This window comes from Xanthomonas sp. SHU 199 (assembly GCF_000364665.1).
Taxonomy (GTDB): domain Bacteria; phylum Pseudomonadota; class Gammaproteobacteria; order Xanthomonadales; family Xanthomonadaceae; genus Xanthomonas_A; species Xanthomonas_A sontii.
Map to the genome: position 1 here is coordinate 1 of NZ_AQOI01000382.1, position 12465 is coordinate 12465.

Annotated in this window: 5 protein-coding genes; all 5 read right to left on the reverse strand. The window is 68.3% G+C overall.

Features of this window, described 5'->3' with window-relative positions; genetic code table 11:
- Positions 1-230: 230 nt before the first annotated feature.
- Positions 231-3107 (reverse strand): TonB-dependent receptor, encoded by a 2877-nt coding sequence (locus tag D183_RS0112760; RefSeq protein WP_017909336.1) that lies wholly within the window; start codon positions 3105-3107, stop codon positions 231-233.
- Between the two features lie 502 nt (positions 3108-3609).
- Positions 3610-6024, reverse strand: coding sequence for a glycoside hydrolase family 127 protein (locus tag D183_RS0112765; RefSeq protein ID WP_017909337.1), 2415 nt, complete (start codon positions 6022-6024; stop codon positions 3610-3612).
- Positions 6025-6407: 383 nt separating this feature from the next.
- Entirely contained in the window at positions 6408-8216 is a 1809-nt protein-coding gene (locus tag D183_RS0112770; protein ID WP_017909338.1) for an Svx/AvrXca family virulence/avirulence protein, read from the reverse strand.
- A gap of 428 nt (positions 8217-8644) precedes the next feature.
- Positions 8645-10246 carry a family 43 glycosylhydrolase gene (locus D183_RS0112775; RefSeq protein ID WP_017909339.1) on the reverse strand — a complete coding sequence of 534 codons (1602 nt, stop codon included), beginning with the start codon at positions 10244-10246 and terminating at the stop codon, positions 8645-8647.
- Positions 10243-12465 (reverse strand): Ig-like domain-containing protein (locus D183_RS0112780; RefSeq protein WP_017909340.1); only part of this gene is annotated, 2223 nt, incomplete at its 5' end. The genes D183_RS0112775 and D183_RS0112780, both read right to left, overlap by 4 nt.

The following is a 12465-nucleotide window of genomic DNA, read 5'->3' on the forward strand; positions in this document are numbered from 1 at the left end:
GCCCTAAAGTCGCTTCTACAATTGAGCTTTAGCGCATCGCGTGCTCGTGTCATGCGCGCGCCAGATGCGGGTGAGCAAGCGCCCCGCCCGCACGATCCGCGGGCAGGAACGGCATTACCGCCGACGTGGAATCTCGCTAGCAGGTGGAATCGCGCCTGGCCGAACATACCGCGGCGGGCTCCACCCGCCACGGCACTATCACCTACTCGCCTGCGCAACCAGGCCCCGCCTCAGAACTTCACCGTCGCCCGCGCCCAGTAGTAGCGGCCGAGCAGATCGTAGGTGGCCACGTCGGTGTTGGCGTTGGTGACGTTGTTGGCGTAGTACAGCGGCGGCTGCCGGTCGGCCAGGTTGTCCACGCCCACTTCGAAGCGGGTGTTCCAGGGCTTAACCTGGTAGCCCACCTGCACGCTGTGGTAGACGTAGGCGCCGATGTCGCGGACCACGGCGGGCTGGTCGGCGTCGGCCGACAGGCTCTGGCGGGTATCGGCGCTGCCGATCTCGGTGCGGCCGATGTAGCGCACGCGCCACGACGCGCTCCAGTCGCCCAGGTTCCAGTTCAGCGTGCCCAACGCACGCCAGCGCGGGAAGTTGCCGTAGGCGTAGGTGTACTTGCCGGCGTTGTGGATGGTGACGGTGCTGGCGTCGGTGGTGTCGGGGTTGATGTCGTAGCGGATCACGTAGGTGCCATTGAGGCCGGCGCTGAAGTTGCCCCAGGCGGTGTCCGGCAGGCGGTAGTTGAGGCTTAAATCCGCGCCGCTTGCCCACAGCTTGCCGAGGTTCACGGTGGGCTCGGCGATGTAGTTGACGGTGCCGTTGTCGTTGCGGTGGATCAGCGCGCAGAACGCGCTGGCGTCGTTGGCGTAGCACTGGTTGAGTACGGTCTGTGCCGAGACCTGGGTGATGGTGTCCTTGAGGTTGATCTTCCACAGGTCCGCGCTCATCGACAGGCCCTCGACCCAGCCCGGGTCGTAGACCACGCCGAAGTCGTAGGACATGCCGGTCTCCGGCTTGAGCTGGTAGCCCGCCACTGCCGCGCCGGAGGCCTTGGCGCCGACCTGATTGTCGGCCTGCTGGTAGCTGCCATCGGTGGGCACGTTGGCGCAGGCCGCGGCATGGCCGCCGGTGTAGCCGTTGCACGGGTCGGTGACCGACGGCGAGTCGCCGGCCACGCCGGCATACAGTTCGCTGATGTTCGGCGCGCGGAACACCTGCGAAGCGGTGCCGCGCAGCAGCAGGTTCTCGATCGGGCGGTACTCCAGCGAGACCTTGCTATTGGTCTTGCTGCCGACGGTGTCGTAGTCGGAGAAGCGGCTGCCCACGGTCAGGTTGAGCGAGTGCACGCCGGGCAGGCCGGCGAGCAGCGGGAACAACGCTTCCGCATAGGCTTCCTTGACGCTGAAGCTGCCGCCGAGCACCGAGGCGCAGAACTCGAGCACGCCGCACATGCCGTTCTCGTCGCCGGTCCACAGCGGATCGGCGGCGGTGCTGGTGCTTTCCTTGCGATAGGAGACACCCACGGCCAGGCTCGCGGTGCCGGCCGGCAGCGCGAACAGTTCGCCGTTGGCGTTGGCCTCGAATTGCTTGACCGTATAGACGTTGGTGACGATCGGATCGACCACCAGCGCTTCCAGCGCGGCCTTGTTGCTGGCGGCGTTGAGGTTGAACACGTCGATCGGGGTACAGCCGGCGATCGGCGCGCTGGCGCTGCCGCACTTGACCGTGCCGTCGGCGGCGAGGAATGACGGCCCGACCGCGGCGTTGAAGCCGGCGTAGTCGAGGAAGCCCTGGTTGATCGACTTCTGCTTGACCTTGCCGTAGTTGAGGCTGGCATCCCACTGCCAGGAACTGTCGCCGAAGCTGCCGCGCAGGCCGGGATTGATCTGGAAATTGTAGGTGTTGTACTCGTAGCGGCGATTGCCCAGCACCGTGGCGCGGGTGTTGAAGTTGTTGTACGAGGTGCCGGTGCTGCGGTCGGTGCCGAAGTTGACCCCGAACGGGTTGTAGTAGCTGGCGGAGGAGACCAGGAAGTTGTCGCCGTTGGCGAAGATCGGGATCGGCGCGATGATCGAGGACGAGGTGGTCTTGCTGAAATAGGTGTTGACGTAGCCTTCCAGGTGGTCGCTGAAGCGATAGCTGCCGAGCACGAAGGCGTTGGTGCGTTCCTGCGGGGTCTGCAGCAGGTTGTACGGCTGGTAGTTGTAGGAATCGGTGGAGGCGACGTAGCAGTGGTACTGGCTGGCGTTGGTCGGGCTGCTGCTGCCGCCGTTGAAGGTGACCCGCGAACAGCCGTTGCTCGCCGCTAGCGCCTTGGCCGCGGCCGAGCCGTCGTTGAAGCTGATGCTGCCGGTGGGCGTGGCCGAGGAGCCCTGCTTCACCCCGACCCCGTCGATCAGCGACAGCGCGTCCTTGGAATACGCGCGCGCGCCGGCCGAGACCGGATCGATGTCGTGGTAGGACAGGCCGGCGACGATGCTGCCGCGCTCGCCGGTCTTGCCGGCGGTCAGCGAGAAGTTGCGGCGGTTGCCGTCGCTGCGCGAACTGGTGCCGAAGTCGGCGCTGGCCTCGATGCCGTCGAAGCCCTTGCGCAGGATGAAGTTGACCACGCCGCCGATCGCGTCCGAGCCGTACACCGCCGAGGCGCCGTCGCTGAGCACTTCCACCCGCTCGATCATGGTCGCCGGGATCGCGTTGACGTCGTTGCTGGCCAGGCGCGTGCCGTTGACCAGGACCAGGGTGCGCTTGTCGCCGAGGCCGCGCAGCGAGATCACCGAGGCGCCGGTGCCGCCGCCGTTGTTGGTGTTGGGATTGGTGGCGTTGCCGGCAATCGACGGCAGTTCCTGCACCAAGTCGCCGAGCGTAGCCTTGCCGGTGGCTTCGATCTGCGCGCGGCTGATGGTCACCACCGGGTTGGCGGTTTCGGTGTCGACGCGGCGCAGGCGCGAGCCGGTGACCAAGATGCTGTCCAGGGTCTGGGTGGCGCTGTCGGCGCTCGCCTCCTGCGCCTGCGCCGCCCCTGCGCTCCCCAGCGACAGGGCGGTGGCGACTGCCAGCGCCAGCGGCGTCGCGGCATGGCGGAAGGAAGGGCGTGGCTGCGGAAACGACATGGGGCGGGCTCCTGGAAGGTGGCGAGACGAAACAGCGAAAAACGCAGGCCGAACGACGCCATGCCGGCGCCATGCCGACGGACGGACCTGCTGGACGGTGGCGCCTGCGCGGCGCCTGCGGTGGCGTGCCTGCACCGGACCACGACGGCCTGGCGCATAACGGGGAGGCCGATTTCCTGCGCGCACGGCCGTGCGCGGCTCCCCGCTCCTACGATGACGTCCGACGACGATGGCGGCGCTCCGGTGGCGCGCGCCGGCGCCACGGCCGATACGACGATGCGATCAGATTTTCATCACGCGGTCACACTGTGCCGTGTGCGCACGCCCGCGTCTTGTCGCGATTCGCGGTTTCGCATGCGGAATCATGCATGGTCATGTGGGCTCCGCGCCTGCACGTGGCAACGTGCCGCGGCATGGCGCGGCGTCGCGCGAACACGACCACGACAGGCACACGCTGCAATCGACCGTGCGCGGCGATGGCAACGATTCGCGCCATGCCGCGTCACGCCGGGATCAGCCAGCCGCCGAACAGCGGCCCGGCGGTGTCGCCGTGCTGCGGCTCGATGCGCACGATCAATGGCTGCGCATCCCGGGTGAGCGCCGGCGGCAGCGGGTAATCGCGGTCGACGAAATCGATCACCTGGCCGCGCTCCACCGCCACCTCCACGGCCAGCTTGCCGTTGATCAGGATGTTGAAACGGCCCTTGTCGCTGCCCCAGAAGCGCAGCCGCAGCGCCAGCGGCTGCGCGCTGCCGCGCATGCGGAACTCGACGAAGCCCTTGCCGCGCACGTCGCGGCACTGCTGCCGACGGTAGGCGCCACCGAAGGAGGTATCGCTGCGCAACTGGTGCGCCTGCTCGGAGGTCTCGTCGCCGAACTGGATCATGTCCACCGCGATCGCACGCAGCTTGTCCTGCTCGGCCTGGCGCCGCGCCCGCCGCTGCGCTTCCTGCGCCCACTGTGCAGGATCCATACGCTTGAAATACAGCGCGCTGCGGCGCTCGTACTGTGCGTAGAACGGGACGAAGGTCAGGCCCGTCGGTTGCGTGCTGCTGGCCAGGAAATGGCCGGGCTGCGGCAGCTCGGCGAAGCCGCGTAGCGGATCGGCCGCGGCCACCAGCGCCGGATCCGGCGCGTCGTACGGCGTACTCACCGGCCCCAGGTCGGCGGCCAGCGCCAGCGGACCGCGCATCACCACCACCGTGTCCGCATCGCCGGCGGCGTGTTCCAACCGCAGCGGCGTGGCCAGGTCCAGGTCGATCACGTCGCCGGCGCGCCAGTCGCGCTCCAGCGCCAGATAGCCATCGGCCAATGCAGCACGCGCGGGCGTGCCGTTCACGCGCAGGGTGTAGCGGCCCTCGCACCAGGCCGGCACCCGCAACAGCAGCCGGCGCGGCGCGCGTGCGCCGGCACGCAGCACCTGCAGGCGCACCTTGCCGTTGTCGGGCACGCCACTATCCAGTTCCAGCGCCAGGTCGCGCTCGCTCCAGTCCAGCCGCGAGGGGATATAGAGATTCACGTACAGCGAGGTGGCGTCCTGCCAGTAGATCGCATCGCCGAACTGCGCATGCGCTTCCATGCCGCTGCCGACGCAGCACCAGAACGAATCGAACTTGTCGGAGAAGCCGCGCTCGCCGCCGCTGATCATCGGCGTCATGTAGGTGAACATGCCGGTGGCCGGATGCTGCGCGGCCATGGTGTGGTTGTGCAGCGTGCGCTCGTAGTAGTCGAAGTAGCGCGCCTGCGGCGTCCACTGGTACAGGTGCCGGGTCAGCTTGAGCATGTTGTAGCTGTTGCAATGCTCGCAGGTCTGCTCGGTCAGGAAGGCGGCGATGGTGTCCGGCTCCTGGAAATACTCGCGGTCGGCATTGCCGCCGATCACATAGCTGTAGTGCGCGGTCACCGTCTCCCAGAAGAAGCGCGCCGCCGCGGCCGCATCGGCATCGCCGGCGACCTCGAACTGGCGCGCCTCGCCGATGAACTTGGGCACCTGGGTGTTGGCGTGGATGTGCGGCAGTTCGTCGCGCCCGGCCGCGGCCGGGTCGATCACCTTCTCGTGGCGCAGGCGCTTGCCGATGGCGATCCAGCGCGCATCGCCGGTGCGCGCGCCCAGTTCGATGTAGGACTCGTTGAGCCCGCCGAACTCGGTATCCAGCAGGGTCTGCATCTGCGCATGGTCGAGCGCGTCGAACACACCGGCAAGATAGCCGGCCAGCGGCAACAGCACCTGCAGCGCTTGTGCGTTGCCGGCCAGTTCTTGCGCGTCGAGCAAGCCGGCGAACAGTTTGTGCACCGTGTACAGCGGCGACCAGCTACCGTTGAGATTGAACTTACTACCCTTGATGACGCCGCGGCGCACTTCCTCGAACACCACTTTGCCGCTGTCGATGGCGCCGTTGTCGTTCTTGCGGGTGAGCCCGCCGACGTAACCGTCCGCGTCCTTTGCCTGCGCGCGCGCCAGTTCGGCGACGATGTAGTCGATGCGCTCGCGCAGTGCGGGATCGCGGGTCTGCGCGTGCATCTTCGCCAGTGCACTGAGGTAATGGCCCAGCGTGTGGCCAGCGATGGTGTCGCCCTCCCAGCCGCCGTACACCGCGCCCTTCGGCGGAAGGCCGGCGTACTGCAGGAAGTTGTGCAGCAGGCGGTCCGGCTCCAGTTCCAGCAGGTAGCGGCGGTTGGTCTGCAGCGAATCCAGGAACATCGACGGCTTCAGCGTGACCTGCTGCAAGGGCAGCGCCTGCACCCGGCCCGGGGTGGACGCGGCGGCGTCCAGCGGGAAGCGCAGCAGCCCGGCGGCCACCGCCAGTGCGCTCCATTGCAGGAAGCGGCGCCGCGAGGGATCCAGCGCGGCGCCGGCCGCGTCGGCAGCTGCGTGCGCGCAGGCGGCGCCATGCCGATGCATGCCCTGCCCGCTCATCGCCGGCCTCCCGCGTGCGAGGCGGCATGCGGGAAAGAAACGCATCGAGGCATGGACTGCTCCTGTATGAGATGTCGGGACGCCGACGCCGCAGGGCAACGACCAGCGGATTCATGGTCACTGTGTCATCCGGGTGACAGCGCGTCTTGTCCCCACTGATGCGTGCAGATGCGGATTTCTGCCGAATCACCGTGCTGACCTGGCGCTGGCGACCAAGCCCTGCGGACAGCGCGGGCGAACGCGGCCGACACGCCAATGCGCTGCGGCTCATGCGCCACCCGCACGACGCGTCGCGTCATGCCGGGATCGCGACACCGCGGCGGTGTCGCAGCGAATGCACCGTGCATCCGCCACGACACCGCCTGGTAGTCACTGCCGGTCGATCATTGCGGCTTCGCCGTGACCTCCGGCACCGCGTCGGTCAGGTCGGCGCCATAATCGGGGTTGGTCACCGTGTCCGCATCGACATAGCCGTAGAACACGCCCTTGCTGGCCGACGCGCCGCGTTGTTCGACGTCGCCACGCAACTGCGCGGAACCGGACAGCGTGAACCCGCCGAACGCCCCTGCCGGCTTGAACACCGTATGCAACTGGGCGCGATCCTTCACCATCAACCCGTCCTGCAGCAGGCTCAACCCGCCGACCACGGCGCCGTCCTGCACCTGCCCGCCCAGGATCGTTGCATGGTCCTCGATCCGCGCATCGCCCAGCACCTTGCCCCCGAGCACTCGCGCATATGGGCCGACATAGGCGGTGGACGCGACATACGCGTTCTGCGCGACCCAGCCACCGCCGTTGGGATGGCGGCTGCCGACGCGCGTCGGCGCCGGCGCACCGGGCTGCTGGCCCGACGGATAGACGTTCTCCAGCGCGACGCTCCACGGGTAGCGGTAGACCGAGTAGTAGGACTGATCCCACTTGATCTTCTGCATCTTGCTCGGTGTCCCCATCACCACCAGATACAGGTCGCTGTCATCGCTGCGCACCTGGAACGACAGCGCGGCATCCGCGCCTCGCTGCAGCGCGCTGTAGCGCGGCTTGCCGTTCGCATCGATTGCGACCAGGCCCCAGCGCCAATCCGAGTCTGGCGTGCCGATGGTCTCGGGATCGTTGGCCAGGCCCGGCAACGTGTCGACCGCCGACTTCTGCTGCACATTGCCATGGAACTTCACCACGACCGCAGTCGCACCCGCCGCGGGAATCAGCCTGACCAGGTTGTAGCCCCAACGCTGCGGCGCCCAGTCGAACGGCACTTGGTAGACGCCTGTCTGGCCCTGCACCGGATCCAGCTGGGTCAGGCGCAGGGCGCGATCGCGATTGGTCTCATCGGCCAGGTTTTCCGGATCGAACGCGGTATTGCTGCCGTATTGCTGGCGCATCAAGGCGCCATGGTCGCGACCGTCCGGGTCGGTGTAGTCCCACTGCACGTTGTGCATGGCCCAGTCGCCGAGTACGTCGTTGAGCTGCGACTGGCTCCACCCCATGTTGTCGCGAATGATCGAGAACGGATCGGCATCGGCCTGGCGGGAATCGCCGGGCTTGGGCGCCTTGGCCCACAGATCGTTGATGATCGTGTAACCGAAGCGATCCTTGAGGTACTCCATGAACTGCCAGTTGCAGTAGCGGTCGCGGGTCGAGCCAAGATAGAGATGCGGGTAGTTCACCAACATCTCCGAGCACTGCACGTCGTCGTGGAAATACTGGTGCGCCATCCAGTTCGCATGCGATTCCCAGATCCAGCCGACGTACGGCGAGTCGCGCAAGCCGCCGGTGCTGCCCTGCAAGCCATGGGTCAATTCATGCGCCAGGCCCCAGTGGTACCCCAACTGATCCGGGTTGATCCACATGCCCATGCCGCCACTGGCGGAAGTACCGCCATTCAGGCCGAAGTTGTGGTCCAGGTAGACGCTGACCTTGTACTTCGTTGCCGTGTTGCAGTAAGGCTCGGGAAACCCGACGCGCTCCATGTAGGCAGACCAGATCAGTTCCAGTTCCTTGGCTGCCGAGGCGACGTCGTCCTGCGACACGGCTTGCCCGTCCTTCCAGCGGAACGCGAAGTGTTGCGTTTCGTAGCGAACGGCCGGCATGTCGGTATCGCCGGGATTGGCGATCCATTGGCCGGCAGTACAGACCGCCGCGGCCGCCGCGTGTGCATGTTGCGCAGCCAAGGCCAGAACAGCCGACAGGCACATCGTGGAGACCAGACGCACGAATCGAGAAGCAGCAAGTTTCACGGCTCCACACTCCTCTTGTTCGATGACAGTGGATGGATTGGGCGAGCGACGCGCAATGCGCTGCAACAGCGTGCCGTGATGAATGATCCGCCATCACCCCGATGGCGTGCCGGTAGAGGAATGCGGCCGGCAGAACGCCGACAACAGGCGGAGTCAGCCACGCGCATATCGCTAGCCCGTCTGCAGACTAATGCAGTGAAACGCAATCCACCTTACGGTTATCCCCACGGAATCGGGCTAATTCCGCACACATTCCGGAAATCAAACTAGCGTCACAACAGGAACATGATGCGACCGGCAACTGCGGCCGATGTCTGCAGTGGGCTCGCCACTGGAACGCACGCAAAGGTCGGCGACGTTGGCGCAATCGGCACCCCCGCCTCGCCTCAAGGCATGTCGCAGCGCTGCACATCCGCCGCGGTCGCCTGCGGCAAGCGCTGCGCCTGCGGCGCCAACATCTCCCACTCCTGCACCGCCAGTGCGGCGTAGCGCTCGCCGCCGCCGGATGCGTCCAGCACCGCGCGCATGCAGCGCGTGGTCACCGGCGCGAAGCGCAGCGTCTGCCAGCGGCCGGCGACGGGTGCGCGCGCACTCTCTGCCAGCGGCCACCAGCGGCCGTCGCGACGGTACTCCAACCGCCAGCGCGCCGGCGGCGCCACGCCGCTGTCCGCGCCCGGCGGATGATCGGCCCAGAACAGGATGCGGCTGCCCTGCAGCGTCACCGGTTGCGCCCAGCTGTATTGCAGCCATTGCTGCGGCGGGTTGTGCGGTGTCCAACTGCCCCATAGCTGCGGCGGCAACGGATTGCGCTTGACCCGGCCGTCGTTGAGCGCGGCGATCCAGTACTGGTGCGGGATGTCCGGGCCGTTGGACGCGCTGGCCTGCGCATAACGAGCGAGGTTGCGCTGCGGCGGCAACGGCGGCTGCGGCCGCTGCGTGGGCACCACCGGCAGGATCCGCGCCGGCTGCCGGGTGTCGTCCCACTGCAATCGGTCGATCGCCACGCTGCGGCGAAAATGCCCGCCGCCCTTGGCGTCGGCGGTGTGGTAGACCAGATACCACTGTCCCTTGAATTGCACGATGCCCGGATGCGAGGTGGTCGAGGACACCGGCGGCAGAATCACGCCGCGATAGGTCCATGGCCCCAACGGCGACGGCGCGCTGACGTAGGCGATGCACGCGTGGTACAGCGTGGGCGTGCACTCCGACTCCGGCCCGGCATGGTTGTCGGCGTAGGCCATGTAGTAGGTGCCATTGCGCTTGAACAGCCACGGCGCTTCGAAGTAGCCGTCCAGCGTGGTCACCGCCACCGCCCGCCCCTTCGGCGTGACCATGTCGCGTTCAAGTTCGATGCCGAACAGCTTGCCGAAAGTGCCCCAGTACAGATACACGCGGCCGTCGTCGTCGACCAGGACGGTCGGGTCGATGTTCTGGATCGCGTTGGGCACCGGCAGCGACTGCGACAGGATCGGTCCCTGCGGATGCGCGTCGCGCCACGGCCCCAGCGGGCTGTCGGCCACCGCCACGCCGATCGCGAACGGATCGGCATTACGCGAGTGTGCTTCCTGCACCGGCGCATACAGGTAATAGCGTTTATCCGGGCCCTGCACGATCTGCGCAGCGTAGGCGTGGCCGGGCGCCGCCCAGGCGAATACCTGCTGCGGGCGCAGCAACGTCGGGTAGTGGGTCCAGTCGCCGCGGCCGACATCGTCGGTGACCAGCAGTTGCCAGCGGTCGATCACGAAGTCGTTGACCTCCGGCGCCGCCTCGTCGCGGCCGGCGATGATGTAGAGCTTGCCGTCGGCGACCAGCGGCGCGGGATCTGCCGAGTAGGCGCGGCCGTCGGCCAGGATCGGATTGCCCGGCGCATGTACCTGCCGCGACCACGGCACCGCCGGTGTCGCGGCGATGGCCGCGGCAACGCCGATGCAGGCAGCGCAGGCCACCAGCAGGCAGGCGACGGCACGGCGCACGGGATGGCGGTTCATGGCGTCGTCTCCGCCTCGATCACCAGCTCCAGCCGCACCGGCAGCGTCCCGGTGCCATCGCAGCCCTGCGCCTGTCCGACCACGCTCAGGCGGCCGGGCTTGGCATAGGCGGCCGGCGCTAACGGCGACCACTGCACCGGCACACGCTCGCGCGAGCCGTCGTTGTACTGCACGGAGACCAGTTCCGGCAGCACCGGCGTCTGCCCGGCAGGCACATGCAGCGGCGGCGGCACCTGCACCGTGGTGAGCTGGCCCGGCGCGGTCGCGCGGACCCAGATGCTGGCCGTCGCCGGCACGCCGCCGTCGGCCAGGCCCTGCACCTGCACGCGGCCCTCGCCGGCCAGCGCCGCCGCATCGACCTGCGACCAGCGCACGCCCAGCCAGGCCCAACTGCCGTCGGCGAAGTAGCCGGCGATGCGCGCCGGCAGCGTCGGCGCCTGACCGGGCGCGATGCGCACGTCCACCGCTTCGGTCGCCACCGCGCGCTCGGCGAACACCTGCCATTCGTCCAGACCGACCGCGTAGTGGCCCTCGCCCTGCGCCGCGGTCTGCAGCACCGCGCGCAAGGCCGTGGTAACCACCGGCGCGAACGTCACCCGGCTTGGCGCGCCATCGCCCTGCACCGGATAACCGCCGCGCACGGCGATGTCGCGCCACTGCGTGCCGTCGCGGTATTGCAACGTCCACGCGCGCGGCAACGCCACCCCGCCCTGCGGCTGGTCGTCCCAGAAATACAGCGCCGCCGCGTTCATCCGTTGCGGTTGCGGCCACTCGTACTGCACCCACACCGAGGCCGGCTGCGCGCGTCCCCAACTGCCCCAGCGGCGGTCGGCGGCCGGCACCTGGTCCGGCGCCGGCAGCAGCCCATCGTTGAGCGCCTGCAGGCGGTGATGGCCGGCGGTGAACTGCGCGCTCGGCGTAGCCTCGCCCTGTACCTGCAGGGTCTGCCCGGCCGGCGTCGGCGTGGCGATCACCGCGACCTCGGCGTGCCCCTGCAACGCGCCATCGCCGGCCTGCAACTGCAGGGTGTAGGCGCCGGGCGCGGTGAAACGCACCTGCGTGGTGGCCGCCTGCGGCTGCTCGAACAGCGCCGCACCGCCGGGCGGCGCCTGCAGCGTGCGCCACTGCAGCGTCAGCGTGCCGTTCGGCAACGCATCGTCGCCGACCCGGCCGATCAGGCGCATCACGCCGCCCGCCGCACTGCCGTCTTCCTGCCAGGCCTCGACCTGCGGCGCCTGGTTGCCGTGCGCCACCGGCACGGCGGCGCCGCTGGCATAGGCCTGGAGTTCCTTGATCCCGGTGCGCAGTGCGCCGGCATGCGTCACCTGCAGACGCCAGCGCTGCGCGCGCAGCGGCGGGAAACGGATGCGGTTGCGGTTGCCCTGCGCGATCGGTGCATCGCGCACCTGGCCCGGCACGGTCTTCCACACGCCGGCGTCGAAGTACTGCAGCACGTACAGCCATGGCGGCGCGTAGCCGGCGCGCGTGCCCGACGGGAAGCCGTGCTGTTCACCCGGAGGCGAGGAACTGCGATAGAAGTACACGCGTACATCGTCCAGGGGCTGCGGGCGCTGCAGATCCAGTTCCAGCCAGTCGCTGCTACTGCTCGAACCGGCGGTGCCCCAGAACGGTTCGTTGGCGGTGCTGCCGTCGACCGCCGCCGTGGCCGGGAATCCGTCGGTCGCGTAGCTGGCGCTGACTGCCGCGCCCTGCGCCAGGTTGCGCGCGCCGGGCGGCAACGCGATGTCGAGCCCCGCGTCGGCGAGGACCGCACCGATTCGCGCAGTGCCGGGAAAGCGCACCTGCAGCGGCGCCTGCAATGCCAGCCGATGCGCGGCCAGCACCTGCATCTGCGCGGCACCGGCATTGACCGCATCCGGCAAGGCCTGCACGCGGCCGCTGGTGGGGTCGTACAGCACGTGCGCCAGACGATCGACGGTGAAAGCCAAATGCCCGTCCAGGTACAGCGAATAGCCCTTTGGCGCGGCCCCGCCGTAGCGGCGCCCGTCGCGGTCCCAGACGATGCTCAGGTCGCGGTCGCGGTAGCGCAGGCGGTCGGCGGCGAAATGGTCCCAACCGATGTCGATGGGATACAGCTCGATCAGGGCATCGCTGCGCGGGCGCAGGCCCATCGCATCCTCGATCACAGTGAAGTTGGTGGCGCCGAGCTGGGTGTGGTGGATCCACGAACGGTAGCCGATGCGGCCGCCATCGGCGGG

Coding starts and splice junctions, on each gene's coding strand:
- D183_RS0112770 (WP_017909338.1), bottom strand. CDS start 8,216: ATGTGCCTGTCGGCTGTTCTGGCCTTGGCTGCGCAACATGCACACGCG.
- D183_RS0112775 (WP_017909339.1), bottom strand. CDS start 10,246: ATGAACCGCCATCCCGTGCGCCGTGCCGTCGCCTGCCTGCTGGTGGCC.
- D183_RS0112765 (WP_017909337.1), bottom strand. CDS start 6,024: ATGAGCGGGCAGGGCATGCATCGGCATGGCGCCGCCTGCGCGCACGCA.
- D183_RS0112760 (WP_017909336.1), bottom strand. CDS start 3,107: ATGTCGTTTCCGCAGCCACGCCCTTCCTTCCGCCATGCCGCGACGCCG.